This window comes from Sorangium sp. KYC3313 (assembly GCF_052075895.1).
Classification (GTDB): domain Bacteria; phylum Myxococcota_A; class Polyangia; order Polyangiales; family Polyangiaceae; genus Sorangium; species Sorangium cellulosum_B.
This window is the reverse complement of sequence record NZ_CP197255.1, coordinates 2,751,581-2,767,963: the sequence shown is the minus strand read 5'-3', so window position 1 is coordinate 2,767,963 and position 16,383 is coordinate 2,751,581. Positions and strand designations below refer to the sequence as shown.

Annotated in this window: 12 protein-coding genes; 4 read left to right on the top strand and 8 right to left on the bottom strand. The window is 71.2% G+C overall.

The features are described from left to right. Positions 1-77 precede the first annotated feature (77 nt). Complete coding sequence (gene ppdK, locus ACSRUE_RS10835; protein ID WP_441290934.1) at positions 78-2,843, bottom strand: pyruvate, phosphate dikinase; 2,766 nt, start codon at positions 2,841-2,843, stop codon at positions 78-80. 190 nt (positions 2,844-3,033) lie between these two features. On the opposite strand from ppdK, the gene ACSRUE_RS10830 reads away from it, so the two are divergent. The 3 genes from ACSRUE_RS10830 (at position 3,034) to ACSRUE_RS10820 (ending at position 6,123) form a co-directional block, all read left to right on the top strand. After that, positions 3,034-3,972 carry an FKBP-type peptidyl-prolyl cis-trans isomerase gene (locus tag ACSRUE_RS10830; protein ID WP_441290933.1) on the top strand — a complete coding sequence of 313 codons (939 nt, stop codon included), beginning with the start codon at positions 3,034-3,036 and terminating at the stop codon, positions 3,970-3,972. Positions 3,973-4,037: 65 nt separating this feature from the next. Then, positions 4,038-5,267, top strand: coding sequence for an AAA family ATPase (locus ACSRUE_RS10825; RefSeq protein WP_437764050.1), 1,230 nt, complete (start codon positions 4,038-4,040; stop codon positions 5,265-5,267). Positions 5,268-5,451: 184 nt separating this feature from the next. Continuing rightward, positions 5,452-6,123 carry a c-type cytochrome domain-containing protein gene (locus ACSRUE_RS10820; protein WP_441290932.1) on the top strand — a complete coding sequence of 224 codons (672 nt, stop codon included), beginning with the start codon at positions 5,452-5,454 and terminating at the stop codon, positions 6,121-6,123. 43 nt (positions 6,124-6,166) lie between these two features. On the opposite strand, the gene ACSRUE_RS10815 is transcribed toward ACSRUE_RS10820, so the two are convergent. From ACSRUE_RS10815 to ACSRUE_RS10795, 5 genes are all read right to left on the bottom strand, one after another. Next, positions 6,167-6,814 carry a hypothetical protein gene (locus ACSRUE_RS10815; protein ID WP_441290931.1) on the bottom strand — a complete coding sequence of 216 codons (648 nt, stop codon included), beginning with the start codon at positions 6,812-6,814 and terminating at the stop codon, positions 6,167-6,169. A 144-nt stretch (positions 6,815-6,958) separates the two neighbouring features. Further along, the gene (locus ACSRUE_RS10810; RefSeq protein ID WP_441290930.1) at positions 6,959-8,695 is read right to left on the bottom strand and encodes an ABC transporter substrate-binding protein; all 1,737 of its coding nucleotides are present in this window, start codon (positions 8,693-8,695) and stop codon (positions 6,959-6,961) included. Positions 8,696-9,041: 346 nt separating this feature from the next. Then, positions 9,042-10,847: an acyl-CoA mutase large subunit family protein gene (locus tag ACSRUE_RS10805; RefSeq protein WP_441290929.1), complete on the bottom strand. Its 1,806-nt coding sequence runs from the start codon at positions 10,845-10,847 to the stop codon at positions 9,042-9,044. Positions 10,848-10,928: 81 nt separating this feature from the next. Further along, positions 10,929-11,432: a hypothetical protein gene (locus tag ACSRUE_RS10800; protein WP_441290928.1), complete on the bottom strand. Its 504-nt coding sequence runs from the start codon at positions 11,430-11,432 to the stop codon at positions 10,929-10,931. A gap of 82 nt (positions 11,433-11,514) precedes the next feature. Beyond that, complete coding sequence (locus ACSRUE_RS10795) at positions 11,515-13,581, bottom strand: OmpA family protein (RefSeq protein WP_441290927.1); 2,067 nt, start codon at positions 13,579-13,581, stop codon at positions 11,515-11,517. 441 nt (positions 13,582-14,022) lie between these two features. On the opposite strand from ACSRUE_RS10795, the gene ACSRUE_RS10790 reads away from it, so the two are divergent. Further along, positions 14,023-14,790: a DUF4215 domain-containing protein gene (locus ACSRUE_RS10790; protein ID WP_441290926.1), complete on the top strand. Its 768-nt coding sequence runs from the start codon at positions 14,023-14,025 to the stop codon at positions 14,788-14,790. A 21-nt stretch (positions 14,791-14,811) separates the two neighbouring features. On the opposite strand, the gene ACSRUE_RS10785 is transcribed toward ACSRUE_RS10790, so the two are convergent. Next, the gene (locus ACSRUE_RS10785; protein WP_012240161.1) at positions 14,812-15,069 is read right to left on the bottom strand and encodes a BolA/IbaG family iron-sulfur metabolism protein; all 258 of its coding nucleotides are present in this window, start codon (positions 15,067-15,069) and stop codon (positions 14,812-14,814) included. Between the two features lie 129 nt (positions 15,070-15,198). Beyond that, on the bottom strand, positions 15,199-16,380 hold the full coding sequence (locus ACSRUE_RS10780; protein ID WP_441290925.1) for a thiolase family protein: 1,182 nt from the start codon (positions 16,378-16,380) through the stop codon (positions 15,199-15,201). Positions 16,381-16,383 lie beyond the last annotated feature (3 nt).

The following is a 16,383-nucleotide window of genomic DNA, read 5'->3' as shown; positions in this document are numbered from 1 at the left end:
CGAGCGTAATCAAAGCACGCTCGTGAGAACGGATGTCCCGGCGCCCTGTCCGGGCATAGTTCACCGGAAGGTGGGTGTCAGTCCGTCGCGCGCGGACCGCGCGCGGCCTCGGCCGCGAGCGCCGCCTGCGCCGCGGCGAGGCGGGCGATGGGGACGCGGAACGGGGAGCAAGACACGTAATCGAGCCCCGCCCGCTCGAAGAACGCGATCGAGCTCGGATCGCCGCCGTGCTCGCCGCAGACACCGAGCTTCAGCCCGGGCCGCGCCGCGCGCCCTCGATCCCGCCCGATCTCCACGAGCTCCCCGACGCCGGGCACGTCCAGCGACTGGAACGGATCCTTCGCGAAGATGCCGGCCTCGACGTACGCGCCGAGGAACCGGCCCGCGTCGTCGCGCGAGATGCCCAGCGTCGTCTGCGTGAGATCGTTCGTGCCGAAGCTGAAGAACTCGGCCTCCTCGGCCAGCTCGCCGGCCCTGAGCGCGGCGCGCGGGAGCTCGATCATCGTCCCGAACCGGACGTCGACCCGCCGCCCCTTCTCGGCGAAGACCTTCTCCGCGACCCCCTCGACGAGCCCGCGCGTGAGGGCGAGCTCGCGCCGGGTCATGCTGAGCGGGATCATGATCTCCGGCTCCACCTCGATGCCCGCCGCCGCGACCTCGCACGCCGCCTCGAGGATGGCGCGCGCCTGCATCTCGTAGATCTCCGGCGACGTGATCGCCAGCCGGCAGCCGCGGTGGCCGAGCATGGGGTTGTACTCGGCGAGCTCCTCGCTCTTGCGCCGGAGCTCCTCCGCGGAGGCGCCCGTCGCCCTCGAGAGCTGCTGGAGCTGCGCCTCGTCCTGCGGCAAGAACTCGTGCAGCGGCGGATCGAGCAGCCGGATCGTCACCGGCAGGCCGGCCATCTCCCGGAAGACGCCCGCGAAATCGCTGCGCTGGAACGGGAGCAGCTTCGCGAGCGCGCGCCGCCGCCCGAGCTCGCCGTCCGCGAGGATCATCTCGCGCACCGCCTGGATACGCTCCTCGTCGAAGAACATGTGCTCGGTGCGGCAGAGCCCGATGCCCTCGGCGCCGAAGTTGCGCGCCGTCCTCGCGTCGTGCGGCGTGTCGGCGTTCGACCGCACCCTGAGGCGCCGGACCGCGTCGGCCCACGCCATGAGCTCCTCGAACTCGCCGCTCAGCGCCGCCGGGATGGTCGGCACCGCGCCGAGGTAGACCGTGCCGGTGCCGCCGTCGAGCGTGATGAGATCGCCGTCCTTCACCGTGATCGTGCCGGTCGCGCGCCCGTGATCGTCGTAGATCGTCACCGCCATCCGGCCCTGGCTCACGCTGATGGCCGAGCAGCCGGCGACGCAGCTCTTGCCCATCCCCCGCGCCACCACGGCCGCGTGGCTCGTCATGCCGCCGCGGGCCGTCAGGATGCCGCGCGCCGCCTTCATGCCGTGGATGTCCTCCGGCGACGTCTCGGACCGCACGAGGATCACCGCCCTGCCCTGGCCCGCGCGCCGCTCCGCCTCGTCCGCGCTGAACACCACCTGCCCCGTCGCCGCCCCGGGGCTCGCCGGCAGGCCGCGCGCGAGCAGCGACTTCGGCGCGCTCGGGTCGATGCTCGGGTGCAGCAGCTGATCGATCGAGCCCGGATCCACCCGCAGGATGGCCTCCCGCTGGCTGATCAGGCCCTCCTTGGCCATCTCGACCGCGATGCGCACGGCCGCGCGGCCCGTGCGCTTGGCGGTGCGGCACTGGAGCAGGAAGAGCTCGTTCTGCTGGATCGTGAACTCCAGGTCCTGCACGTCGCGGAAGTGCTGCTCGAGCTTGCCCTGCACCTCGACGAGCGCCGCGTACGCCGCGGGCATCCGCGCCTCGAGCGAGCTCTCGTCGTCCGCGCCGCCGCCGCCGGTGCCAGTCATCGACAGCGGGTGCGGCGTGCGCACCCCCGCGACGACGTCCTCGCCCTGCGCGTTGGGGAGCCACTCGCCATAGAAGCGCCGCTCTCCGGTCGACGGATCGCGCGTGAACGCGACCCCCGTGCCGGAGTCGTCGCCCAGGTTGCCGAACACCATCCCCTGGACGGTGCAAGCCGTCCCCCAGGCCTCCGGGATGTCGTGCATCTTCCGGTACACCTGCGCCCGGTGGTTCTTCCAGCTATCGAATACGGCGCCGATCGCCCCCCAGAGCTGCGCGTACGGCTCGTCGGGGAACGGGCGGCCCGTCGCCCCGAGGACGATATCCTTCTGGCGCTGGATCAAGGCCGCGAGCGACTCCGGATCGAGCTGGGAGTCGGGCACCTTGCGCTCGAGCTCGGCGGAGTTCAGGCGCGTCGCGTCGACGCCGAGCTTCGCGGCGGCCTGCCTGCGCGCGCGGCCGAGCGCCTCCTCGAAGCGGTCGCGGGGCACGCCGAGCACGATATCGGCATACGCCAGGATGAACCGCCGATAGGCGTCGAGCGCGAATCGCTCGCTGCCCGTGCGCCGCGCGAGCCCCCGCGCGATCTCGTCGTTCAGGCCGAGGTTCAGGATGGTATCCATCATTCCCGGCATGGACGCGCGCGCGCCCGAGCGGACCGACACGAGCAGCGGCGCCTCGGGGCTGCCGAACCCCGCGCCGCGCAGCGACTCCAGCCGGCCGATCGCCGCCTTGATCTCGTCCTCGACGCCCGCGGGGAGCGCCTTGCCCGAGGCGTAATAGGCGTTGCAGACCTCGGTGGTGACCGTGAAGCCCGGCGGCACCGGGATGCCGAGCCGGGTCATCTCGGCGAGCCCCGCGCCCTTTCCGCCGAGCAGCTCCTTCTGCTGTGCGTCCCCGTCCGCCTGCCCTGCGCCGAAGAAATATATCGATCTCCCCATGGCGGGTGCACGCTAGACCGTCCTCGCAGTCAGGTCGAGCGCCCTCGAACGGCGGAATGAGGGTACGACGGACGGCCGACCGCAGACGGCCCCACTCCGATCCAGAGCCGTCGGAACCGCGGCGCGCACCTCACGCGTGCACCTCACAAAAATACCGGCTCTCGACGGCGGACGAGCTATGAAGCCGCGCATGAAGCGCTTCTCTCTCGTCCTCGTCGCGATGTTCGCCGTCCCCCTCACCGCGTGCGACCAGAAGCCGGCCTCACAGGCGACCGCCGACGCGCCGGTGAGCGTCTCGGTCAAGCCGGCCCCGCCGCCCGCGCCCACCCCCGAGCCCGCCGCCTCGCTGCAGCCGCCGCCCGAGCCCGGCGGCCTGCCCGCGCCGCCGGACGTCGCGGCGCCGCCCGCCGACGCGCAGAAGACGGCATCGGGCCTCGCGTCCAAGGTGCTGGCGCCGGGCAAGGACACGGCGCATCCCGGCCCGGACGACAAGGTGACGGTCCACTACACGGGGTGGACCACCGACGGGAAGATGTTCGACAGCTCCATCGTCCGCAACGAGCCGGCCACCTTCCCGGTGGGCGGCGTGATCAAGGGGTGGACGGAAGCGCTCCAGCTCATGAGCAAGGGCGAGAAGCGCCGCCTCTGGATCCCCGGGGCGCTCGCCTATGGCGACACGCCGGCCCAGCCGGGCGCCCCGGCCGGAATGCTGGTGTTCGACGTCGAGCTGCTCGACTTCGCCCCCGCGCCGAAGCCGCCGCCCGCGCCGAAGGACGTGAAGGCCGCGCCGAAGAGCGCGAAGAAGACCGCCTCCGGGCTCGCCTACCAGGTCCTGCAGAAGGGCACGGGCACCGAGCACCCGAAGCCGACGAGCCGCGCCGTCGTCCACTACACGGGCTGGACGACCGACGGAAAGATGTTCGACAGCTCCATCGTCCGCGACGAGCCGGCCACCTTCCCGGTGGGCGGCGTGATCAAGGGGTGGACCGAGGGCTTACAGCTGATGGTGAAAGGCGAGAAGGCGCGATTCTGGATACCGGCCGACCTCGCTTACGGCGACAAGCCCACACGACCCGGCGCGCCCGCCGGCATGCTGGTGTTCGACGTCGAGCTCATCGACTTTCGCTGAACCGTCGGCCGGCGCTTTACATCCGGCCGACTGCCTGGTCACATGATGGCTGCGAGCGGCCAGGCATGCTGACATCCATCCGACTCAGGAACTTCAAGAGCTTCGCCGATCAAACGGTGGAGCTGTCCCCCTTCACGCTGCTGCTCGGGGCCAACGGCTCCGGGAAGAGCAACTTCCTCGACGCCCTGCGTTTCCTGCAGGGCGTCGGGCTGGATCTGCCCCTGTGCGACATCTTCCGCGGCCGCGTCGACGGCAGGCGCGAGGTGTGGCCGGGCCTGCGCGGCGGCACGCAAGGGGCCACGCACAGGGGCGCCAAGTCGTTCACCATCGAGAGCCGATGGGCGATCGGGAAGGAGGAGCTCACACACAAGATCACGTGTCAGGTCGAGCCTGACGTGATCGTGGAGCACGAGTCGCTCGAGGCGAAGTCGGCCGGGGGCCCGCTCTTCGACACGCCGGCGTCGGCGCTGAAGGGGCTGGAGGGGTTCGCCTCGGGCGGAGCGATGAAGGCGGCGTCGAAGAAGGGCCGCTCGATGCGGATCGCATCCATGGATCGCTCCCCCGCGCGGCGCAGCCTGCTCGGCCAGATAGAGCACCACCGCGGGCGCGGCGAGGACGTGAGCCTCGCGGACGTCATCGCGCTCTGCAACGCGCTCCAGGTCGCGATGCGGAGCACGCTCTCCCTCGACATCGATCCTTCGCGGATGAGGGGGTATGTGCCGCACGAGATAGAGAACCTCGGCGCCGGCGGGCAGAACCTCTCCGCCGTGCTCCGCTGGCTCTGCCAGGAGGCCGAGCACAAGGCCGACGTGCTCGGCTGGGTGCGCTCGATCTTCGCGCCCGAGATCGAGGACATCGAGTTCGCGGAGACGGGCCTCGGCGACGTGATGATGGTGCTCGTCGAGCAGGGCGGCGCCCGCGTCCCGGCGCCGAGCCTCCCGGACGGCGCGCTGCGCGCGCTCGGCAAGATCGCCGGCGTGCTCACCGCGCCGGAGGGCTCGCTCCTCCTCGTGGAGGACCCGGACGCCGGCATGCACCCCGAGCGCGCCGGCCTGCTCGCGCAGCTCCTCGAGGGGGCGGCGCGGCCCTCCGTCTGCCAGATCGTGGCGACGACGCACTCGCCCGCGCTGCTCCGGGGGGTGTCGAAGCAGGGCCTCAGCCGCGCGATCGCGTTCCAGCGCGACCCCGAGACCTCCGCCACGACGACGCGCCGCCTCGCCGACCTCCCGCGCTTCGAGGACCTGGCCGAGCGCGATCCGGGAGAGCTGCTCTCCTCGAAGGCGCTCTCCGCGTAGACGCGACGATACAAAGTCCAGTACAGCCCTATCATTGCATTGCAGTGTCGCGAGCTCGCAGCACTGATAATCATTTTCATTTTCTTGAAATGCGTTGTGGATACTCACAATGCCATCTAGGGTCCTCCGCGAGTTGACAGCGCGGCGCTCGCCGCGCGAACACAGCGTCAAAGAGGGTCCTCACATGCTTTCCCAGAAAACTGCACTTCAACTGGTCCTCTGTCTGACCATCGGGTTCTCGGCGGCTGCCTGCTCTGACGATGGTGGCGAGACCGACACCAGCACCAGCTCCTCGACCAGCAGCAGCGCCAGCAGCAGCAGCAGCAGCGCGGGCCAGGGCGGCGGCACCGGCGGGACCGACGGCCAGGGCGGCGGCACCGGCGGTTCCGATGTCGGCACGGGCGGCCAGGGCGGCGGCGCCGGCGGTTCCGATGTCGGCACGGGCGGCCAGGGCGGCGGCGCCGGCGGCGCTGGCACCGGCGGCGAAGGCGGCTCCGCCCCCGTCGGCGACCCCCTCTGCGGCGCGGGCACCGCGACATTCGCTGATGTGCGGATGATCCTGAACACGACCTGCGCTGGGTGCCACGGCAACAACGGCCCCGCGTCCGCCGGCCTCGATCTCCGTGCGAACGCGGCCCATGGCGAGCTCGTCAACGGGAACAGCACGGAATGCACCGGCCGGAAGCTCGTCGTGCCGGGCAAGCCGAGCGAGAGCTACATCATCAACAAGGTGCGCGGCTCCGGCCTCTGCGGCGACGACTCGCGCATGCCCCCCATGACCGCGGGCGCGGCCCTGCCCGAGGCCAGCATCAAGAAGATCAACGACTGGATCTGCGCCGGCGCTCCCGCCCAGTGAGCCCGTCTGCCCGGCTCAGCGCCTGTCCCTGCAGCGCAGGCGCTCAGTAGACCTTGCAGCGCGCGCCGCCCGCGGCGCGCGCATACGGGATCTTCGCGCTGCGCCCCTTCACGTAGATCGCCCCGCCCGGAGCGGGCCTCGGGATGACGGCGCCCGTCGCGAGCGGCCGTCCTGTGGGCAGCTCCTCGACCTCGATGACGATATCGTTCCCCTCCTGATCGACCGCCGAGATCGAGGGGCGCCGGCTCTCCTCGTCGGGAGCGCCGCCCGGGCAGGGCACCCCGCGCGCGCTCAGCGCGATGGCCAGCGTGTTGGCCGAGGTCTCCGGCGCGCCGGCCGCCCACTGGAACCTGGAATCGCGCGCCTCCCCCACCTCCACGGCCAGGCAGCTGCAGCGCTCCTTGCGCGAGTCGGCGCGCGCGAGCGAGAGATCGTGCCGCACGCCCACCCACGACGAGGGCGCCCGCTCCTCGGGCGTCGACGGCGCGCCGCCGAAATCGTCGGACGCGCCGAAAGCCCTGCGCGGCGCCTTCTTCTTCGCGCCCGCCTGATCCGCCGGCGCGGCGGGATCGACGGTGTCGCCCTCCCAGAACGCCGCGGCGCCCGCGTGCTGGTTGCCGCCGCAGGCGGCGAGGAAGACTCCGGAGAGGAGCGCGGCGAAGCGCGCAATCTGGACGCCCGAGGGGAGCATGCAGCGCGATCTTCGCACCGGCGCCGCCGGCGGCCAAGGTTTGTGCTGAGTCGGAGGTGAAAGAGAGGAGAGAGAGCGAGAAACGCTGCTAGCCGAGAACACACGCGCTGCGCGCCGGACGCCCGGCGCGCAGCGCAGGAGCCGTCACTTCGGCTTGATCTCGGTCAGGACGAGCAGGTAGTCCGGCGAGTTGTTCGGCGACAGCTTCGCGTACGGGTTCTCCTTGCTGGGCCACCCGACGAAGCGCTTCGTGCTGTACTCGCCCCAGGACGGGTTCTTGAAGAGCGGGATGACCGGCACCTGCGTGGCGTAGATCATCTGCAGGTCCTCGACGATGCTCTTCTGCTCCGCCGGATCCGTCGCGGCCGCGAACTTCTTGAACAGCGGCTCGGCGTCCTTGGCGGCGAAGCGGTGCCAGTTGCGGTTCGTGACCTCGTTGACGGGCTTCACGAACTCCGGGGCCATGAGATCGCGGTAGTAGTTGAACGGCGTGGGCTCGGTGTTGGTCCAGCCCATCGACATGTCGAACGTGCCCTTCTGGAGCGCCTCGAAGAACGCGCTGAAGTCGTACGTCTTCAGCGTGGCCTCGATGCCGACGGCCTTCAGGCTCTGCGTGGTGATCTGGACCGCGCGCACCCAGTCGGACCAGCCGGTCACGACGTTGATGTCGAACTTCAGCGGCTTGCCGTCCTTCGCGCGGATCCCGTCGGAGCCCTTGGCGTAGCCGGCCTCGTCGAGGAGAGCGTTCGCCTTGGCCACGTCGAAGGTCGTCCACTCGGCGCCGGCCGCGGCGGCCTTGTCGCTGCGCCAGCGCCCGTAGGCGTCGTCGAGCCCGGTCCCGTCCGCGCCGACCGTGTAGCCGTTGACCGCGACCTTCGCGATCTGGGCGCGGTCGATGGCCATGCTGATGGCCTTGCGCAGCTTGATGTCGTTGAACGGCTTCTTCGTGGCGTTCGGGTAGATCGTCACGGTGCCGCCGACGAGCGGGAACCAGTAGTGGTTGTTCTCCGGGTCCTTGGCGACGTAGGTCTTGTCGATGTCGGGCACGAAGTTGCCGGCCCAGTCGACCTCGCCGTTGATGAGCGCCAGGTTCGCCTGGTCGTTGCCCGGGTACGCCGGGAAGCGCAGGCCCTCGACCGCCGGCTTGCCCTTCTGCCAGTAGTTCGGGTTCTTGCCGAGCTCGTAGATCTGGTTCTGGAACGTCTTCACCTCGGTGAAGGGCCCCGTCGCGACCGGGTTCTCGTTCGTGAACGTGACCGGGTCGGCGACGTCCTTCCACTTGTGCTCCGGCACGATCGGCTGATGGCCGATGTAGGTGAGGCCGGGGACGAACGCCTCCTTGAAGACGAACTCGACCGTGGTGTCGTTCTTGGCCTCGACCGAGTCGACGAGCTTCCACACGCCCGTGAGATCGAGCGCCGGGAACTTCTTGAGGAGCCCGAACGTGAACGCGACGTCCTTCGCCGAGAAGGGTTGTCCGTCAGACCACTTGACTTCGGAGCGGGTCGTGAAGGTGAGCTTCTTGTTCGCGTCGCTCCACTCGTACTTCGTGGCGAGCCACGGGACGTACTCGCCCTTCATCGTGTTGTACACGATCATGGGCTCGTAGATGCCAGCGACGGTGGGGAAGCGCGTGGCCCCCTCGCCGAGAAGGGGGTTGAAGTTACGAACCCAGGACGCCTGCTGCTCCCTGGAGATGGTGACGAACTTCGAGCCGCCCTTCGCATCGCCCTTCGCAGCCGGCCCGGCCGCGGCACCGGCCGAGCCCGCGGGCGCCGTGCCGCCGGACTCGGACTTGTTGTCGCAGGCCGCCGTGGCGCCGACAGATAGGACGAGCGCCGAAAGGGCAAAAATGCGGCGCGACATGGATCGACTCTTCATAAGCTTGCTCCCTACGCGGCGACCTCGGTCGCCCACGACGATCCTCTCACTCGACCGACAGCTCGCAGCGCCGCAGCGCAGCGACAACAGCAGACCGTACGGCGGCGCCACGGATGAGCCGCGACTGCGGCAACCTGACGCCGGCGCACTCTACCGGCCGACGTAGAGAAGTGTCAACCTGACGAATCGAGGGATTCCCCGGCCGCCGCGCCGCCCGCGACCTGATCGGATGCGCACGCCGGGGCCGCGGCGCACCGCAGCAAGCCGCGCGCGCTCGCTCCTACCCGCGCGATTGCCCGCGCGTTCCCGCGGGTTCCCGCGCGATTGCCCGCGCGTTCCCGCACGCTCAGAACTCGGCCGGATCGCTGTACGTCCCCAGGACGTCGCGCAGCACGTCGCAGATCTCCTGCTCGGTCGCGTAGGCGCTGGCCGCCGCGATGAGGGGCGGCATCAGGTTGTCACGGCCGCGCGCGGCGCTCCTCACGTCGGCCAGGGCGCGCCGCACCCGGTCCTGGTCGCGCCGGGCCTTGACCCGGGCCAGGTTCTCGCACTGAACGCGCTGCACCTCCTCGTCGATCCGGAGGAGGGGGATCGTCTTCTCGCCCACCGCGGCGTATCGGTTGACGCCCACCATGATCCGCTCGTTCGATTCCAGCTCTCGTTGAAACCTGTAGGCCGAGGCGGCGATCTCGCGCTGCGGATACCCCTTCTCGATGGCGGCCACCATCCCGCCCATCTCGTCGATCCGCTGGATGTACTCGAGGGCCTCCTTCTCCAGGCGGTCCGTGAGCCACTCCACATAGTAGCTCCCGCCGAGCGGATCGATGGTGTTCGCGACCCCGCTCTCGTGGGCGATGATCTGCTGGGTCCGGAGGGCGATGGTCACGCTCTCCTCGGTCGGGAGCGCGTACGTCTCGTCGAGCGAGTTCGTGTGGAGCGACTGGGTGCCGCCGAGCACGGCGGCGAGCGCCTGGAGCGAGACGCGGACCACGTTGTTGTACGGCTGCTGCGCCGTCAGCGACACGCCGGCCGTCTGCGCGTGCGTCCGGAGCTTCATGCTCTCGGCTTTTTTCGCCCCGTACCGCACCTTGAGAAATCGCGCCCACATGCGGCGCGCGGCGCGGAACTTCGCGATCTCCTCGAAGAAGTCGCTATGGACGTCGAAGAAGAACGACAGGCGCGGCGCGAAGGCGTCGACGTCGAGGCCGCGCGCGACGCAGCTCTCGACGTAGGCGAGGCCGTCCGCGAGCGTGAACGCGAGCTCCTGCGCGGCGGTCGAGCCCGCCTCCCGGATGTGGTAGCCGCTGATCGACACCGAGTTCCACCGCGGCACCTCGCGCGCGCAGAACTCGATCATGTCGGTCACGACGCGCATCGCCGGGCGCGGCGGGACGAGCCAGGCGTGCTGGGCGATGAACTCCTTGAGGCAGTCGTTCTGCACGGTGCCGCCGAGGCGGCTCCGCGGGATCCCGCGCTTGTCGGCGAGCGCGATATAGAACGCGAGCAGCACGGCCGCGGGGCCGTTGATGGTCATCGACGTCGTCACCTGGTCGAGCGGGATGCCGTCGAAGAGCGCCTCCATGTCGCGGAGCGTGTCGACCGCGACACCGCACATCCCCACCTCGCCGAGCGACCGCGGAGAGTCGGAGTCGTAGCCCATGAGGGTCGGGAAATCGAAGGCGGTCGACAGGCCCGTCTGGCCCTCTGCGAGCAGGTATTTGAACCGCGCGTTCGTCTGCTCCGGCGTGCCGAAGCCCGCGAACATCCGCATGGTCCAGAGCCTGCCGCGGTACATCGTCGGCTGGACGCCCCGCGTGAACGGGTACTCCCCGGGCAGCCCGAGATCCGCCGCGTGGTCGACCGGCGCGTCGGCCGGGGTCGCGAGGTCGGGCACGTCGATGCCGCTCCACGTCGTGAACCGCTCGCTCCGCGGCGGGAAGCGCGCCGACGCCTCGGCGACCGGGCCCGCGCGCCACGCGGCCACCGCGCGCCGGAGCGCCGCGAGCCCTGCCTCGTCGAGCGCGAGCCCCTCTCCGCCCCCGCCGTTCGTGGAGGGGAGCGCGTCGCCGCCGCTCGCGTCGGCGTTTTCCGGGGACCCGGCCGCTCGGTCCGCCGCGGTCTCCGGAGGGGGGGTGATCTCTCGAGGCGCCATGGCCGGCATTTTAGCGCGGCGCGCGCGCGACGACGCCGGACAATGCCGGTGAACGCGCCGGGGCGGCGGGCGTGCGCCGCATCACGGGCAGACCGGGTGGAACACCGCGGAGGCGACCGGCGTCGCCCCGTCCTCCAGCGAGTCCTCGATCGCGCCCGTGATGCGGATCCCCTCCGGGGCGCAGAGCGCCGCCGCGGCGTCGGCCGGGAACGTCCCGCCCTGAGCGCCTGTATCGACGGTGAACGCCACGGTGACGTCGCTGTCCGGAGCGACCTCGACCGGCAGCGCCGCCGTGGTCTCGACGGGGAGCGGCTCGACGATCGAGGTCTTCTGATCGGCGCTCGTGATCGCGAAGGTGCGCACCGCGACGCGGCTGGGCCCGCTGGCCCGCGCGCTCAGGTGCAGCTCCAGCGCGAAGCTCGCGGTCAGGCCGGTCCCGAGCGCACTCGCCGAGACGGTCGCCTCGGGCGCCGCGATGGACGGCTCGACGAACACGGCCGCGTCGGTGTTGATGCAGCCGCTCGCCATCATGGTGAGCGCGGCGGCGAGCGTGGTGGCGGCGGAGCGCCTGGCGCGGGCCTTCATGGGCTCACTCTCTCCCGGCCCGGCCGGTCCTGTCCAGATCGGCGGCGCCGCACGCCTGCCCAGGGCGGCGCCGCGCATCCGCTCAGGGCGGCGGCGGGATGACGCCCTTGGATCGGGCGAGGGCGCAGCCGAGCTCCACGTTGGTCGGCCCCTTGTCGGTCCGCACGACCTTGAACTCGACGCGCCGGTTCTTCTCCCAGGCGGCCGCGTTGTGGGCCGGATCGATCGGGCAGTACTCGCCGTAGCCCATCGAGCGAACGCTGTTCTTGTCGACGCCGCGCTGCGCGAGCGCCGCGGCGACCGCGTCCGCGCGGGCCTGGGTCAGCTTGAGGTTGTACGCGTCGGCCGAGCGCTCGTCGGCGTGCCCCTGCACCTCGATCATCGTGAACTCCGGGTGGTGCTTCAGCGTCTCGGCCACCGCCTGCACGATGCCGAACGACTCCGGGAGGATCTCGGCGCTGCCGGTCGCGAACTGGATCTTCTCGAGGATGACGATGTTGTTCTCCTCGATCACGACGCTGCCCTTGTCCGGGCACCCGTCCTCGTCCTCGAGGCCGTTGAACGTCTCCGGATCGTTCGGGCACTTGTCGACCACGTCCGGGATGCCGTCCCTGTCGTTGTCGGGCTCCGGGCACCCGTCCTCGTCCTCGAAGTCGTCCTTGTCCTCGGGGTCGTTCGGGCACTGGTCGGACTTGTCGGGGATGCCGTCCTTGTCGTTGTCCGGATCCGGGCAGCCGTCCTTGTCCTGGAAGCCGTCGCGGTCCTCCGGGTCGTCCGGGCACTTGTCGCGCGAGTCGAGGATGCCGTCGCCGTCGCGATCGCCGTCGCTCCCCTCCGGGCAGCCGTCGTCGTCCTCGTCGCCGTCGCGATCCTCCGGGTTGTTCGGGCAGCGGTCGTCGACGTCGAGGATGCCGTCCTCGTCGTTGTCCGGATCCGGGCAGCCGTACTTCCCGGGGGGCGAGTCGGCCTTCGTGTCCTGGAAGCCGTCGTAGTCCTCCGGCTCGTCGGGGCAGTCGTCCTGATCGTCCTTGATGCCGTCGCCGTCCCGATCGCCGATCGACGGCTCGAAGACGAACCCGATGGTCCCGCGCTGCGCTGCGGCCTGGAACCCGGGCGTGTACCCGACCCCGAAGCCGAGCATGAGGAAGCTGTTGCGCTCGATGAAGAGCTTGATGCCGCCGATCGCCTCGGCCGACAGCTTCTGCTTGGCGCTGTCGCCGCCGCCGACCTGCTGGGTCAGGTAGGTCTCGGCCACGAGGTCGAGCGGCGTGAGGACGCGGTAGCTCATGCCGGCCCCGGCGGTGATCAGGTCGGAGTACTCGAGGTCCCCGTGCTTGAGCTGGAAGGTCGCGCCGTCCTGGCGCAGGCCGAACACGGGGTTCTTCCCGGCGTGGCCGCGGTAGCCGACGTTCGCCGCGATCCGGAACGGGTTGGTCGTGCCGAGCCGCTTCTCCAGCACGAGCTGCGGCCAGAAGAAGAACCCCGGATCCGACGCGAAGTCCTGGCTCCCGCCGACCCCGATCCCGGCCTGGGCGATCACCGCGAGCCCGATCACGTCCTGATCGGGGCGGAGGATGCGCGCCTTCGCGTGGATCGCCAGGTTGCCGAGCGTCTGCGCGTCGAGCGAGTCGTCGTTGTAGTTGGCGCTGCCGCCCGGGCCGATGTCGTCGACCGGCTTGCCCCCGTTGAGCACCACCGGGACCGAGAGCCCGACGACCAGGAAGTTGGCGATGCCGTAATCGAACTGGAACGTCCCCTGGAACGCGTGATTGAGCATCACGTCCGTTCCCCGGTCGTTCTTGGTGAGCGGCAGGATGTTGTGCCCGTAATCGAGCACGAGCCCCAGGCTGATGTCGTTCGCGCCGAGGATGTCCGCCCCGTTGACGGAGAAGAGCCCCTTGGAGTCGACCGCCGGCCGGAACAGGTGCAGGTCCATGCCGTCGCCGTTGGCGCCGTCTCCCGTGCGCGTCTGGGCCGCGGCGTCGCCCGCGGCGGCGGCGGTCATCGCTGCGCCGAGGACGAAGGAGAGCAGCCCGGCGCCCAGGCGGGAGGCTCGGCCGGAGCGCGCCTGGGCCGGGAGCCGGGCGTCGTTCGCCCCAGGAGCGCCTGGGAGCGGTTCGGCGGGGAGCAACGGGGAACGAGGCGTCATGGGAGGGTCCTCGGGATCGTGTGAGGTCGCTATCAGGCCAGCGCGTGGGGCGCCCGGCGCCACGTAACATCGCGCGAATTCCGGTGTCAAACAGACGGCGCGGCGAGCTCGCGGCGCGAGCGAGCGCGGCGCCGTTCGGACGTGCCACGCGACCTGCCACGCGACCCGCCGCGCGCCCGGCGCCGGGCGCTCCGCCTGGGCGCGGCGCGCGCCCGCCGCTCCCGCGCGAGGGCCCGCGATCCGCCGAAATCATGAGTTGATGCGCGCTGATGCGCGCCGGCGTGCCGCGCGGCCGAACGCCGGGACGTCCGGGTAGGGCGAAGTTGTCCGGACGATCGGAGCGGAGTATTCCGTGGAAGGTTGGGGCAACACATGCTCGGCGCGCGCTCGAGGGTCGAGGGGAGGCCCCGTCGCTCGCGGACCTCGCTCCTGGAGGAACAGATGCTGTTGACGAGATGGACTGGGGCGGCCGCGGTGATCGCGGCCACGGCGCTGCTCGCGTGTGAACGGGAAGGCGCGAGCGACGGCGACGGCGGGGGCGGCGGGTCCGGATCGAGCACGAGCGGGCCGGGCGCCGTGTCGAGCACGACGACGGCGGGCTCCGGCGGGGCCACGGGTCAGGGCGGCGCGGGCGACGGCGGCCAGGGCGGCGCGGGCGACGGCGGCCAGGGCGGCGCAGGCGACGGCGGCGCCGGGGGCGGGGCGTGCGGCGACGGCGCGGTGGGCGGCGCCGAGGCGTGCGACGACGGCGGCACCGCGGCAGGAGACGGCTGCGACGCGGGCTGCGCCGTCGAGCCCGGCTACACCTGCGCCGGCGCGCCGAGCATCTGCTCGACGATGTGCGGCGACCGCCTGGTGCGGGGCGCCGAGGCCTGCGACGACGGCAACGTCCGGAACGAGGACGGCTGCAACGCCGTCTGCGTGATCGAGGCGGGCTACGAGTGCAACGGCGAGCCCAGCGCCTGCGGCCCGCTCTGCGGCGACGGCCTGCTCATCGGCAACGAGGGCTGCGACGACGGCAACACCGTCGACGGCGACGGCTGCAGCCCCGATTGCGACGTCGATCACGGCTACCTCTGCACCGGCGAGCCCAGCGTCTGCGCCCCCGTCTGCGGCGACGGCATCGAGGCGGGCCCGGAGGAGTGCGACGACGGCAACACCGCCGACGGCGACGGCTGCAGCAGCACCTGCCACGTCGAGGACGACTGATGCCGCCGAGCGGCGCCCCTCTCAGGGCGTACGCGTCTTGAGGCTGTCGATCGCGTGGACGGGCGCCTGGTCGCCCGCCATCAGGTGGGCGATCGCCCCGTAGACCAGCCGCTGGCTCTCCAGCATGCTCTTGCCGGCGAACACCGGCGACGTCACGACCAGGTTGAAGTGGCCCCCGCCGCCGGTCACCTCGGCGGTGGAACCCTCGATCTTCGCTTCGATGGCCTGCTTCAGGGCCTCGGGGATCGACCCCTGAAAGGTCGTCAAGTGGCTCGGCATGGGCGCTCTATAGGCCATCGCCCCGCCGCGGGAAAGCCGGAGCGCGAGGCTCGGGCCGCGGCGGGGCGCGCGGTCGACGTGACCGCCGCGACGGCACGGGAGAGGCGGGATCGGCGCGGTGCGGTGGGGTCAGGCGCGCGCGGTCGCGCCGGCCAGCTCGATGAGGCCGGCCGCGCCCATGCCGCCGCCGATGCACATCGTCACGACGGCGTACCGGCCGCCGCGCCGGCGCAGCTCGTAGAGGGCGGTCGCGGTGAGCTTCGCGCCGGTGCACCCGAGCGGGTGGCCGAGCGCGATCGCGCCGCCGTTCACGTTGAGCTTCTCCTCGGGGATCTCGAGCGTCCGCTGCACGTAGACGGCCTGCGAGGCGAACGCCTCGTTGACCTCGAAGAGGTCGATGTCGGCCATCTTCAGCCCCGTCCTCGCGAGCAGCTTGCGCACCGCGGGCACCGGGCCGATGCCCATGATGGCGGGGTCGACGCCGACGGTCACGAACGCCCGGAAGTACCCGAGCGGCTTCACCCCGAGCGCGTCCGCCTTCGCCTTGCTCATCACGAGCGCCGCGGCGGCGCCGTCCGACAGCGGCGAGCTGTTGCCCGGCGTGACGCTCCCCTTCGCCGAGAACGCCGGCTTCAGCCCCGCGAGCGCCTCCGCCGTCGTCTCCTTGCGGATCAGCTCATCGCCGCGAAAGTCGAAGGTCGCGCGCTTGCCGTTCTCGAAGCGCACCCCCTTCACGGTGACGATCTCGTCCTCGAAGCGCCCGGCCGCGCGCGCCGCCGCCGCCTTCTGGTGGCTCTTCAGCGCGAACGCGTCCTGGTCGGCGCGGCTCACCTGGAAGCGGTTCGCCACGTTCTCCGCGGTGATGCCCATCGGCGTGTACACCGTCGGACACCGCTCCATCGCCTCCGGCGACGCGCTCAGCTTGTTGCCGGTCATCGGCACCATCGTCATCGACTCGACGCCGCCGGCGACGGCGACGTCGAGCGACCCCATCGCGATGCTGCCCGCGGCGATCGCGATCGCCTGGAGCCCGCTCGAGCAGAAGCGGTTGATGGTGATCGCGGACGCATCCTGCGCCATCCCGCCGAGGAGCGAGACGACGCGCGCGACGTTGAGCCCCTGCTCGCCTTCCGGCATGGCGCAACCGAGGACGAGGTCCTCGACGTCCTCCGGCTTCACCTGGGGGACGCGCTGGAGCAGCGCGGCGACGACCTCGCCGGCGAGCTCGTCGGGGCGCTTCAGCGCGAGCGACCCTTTGTGGGCCCGGCCAACGGCCGAGCGGACGGCCTCTGCAATTACGACGTCGACCATGGC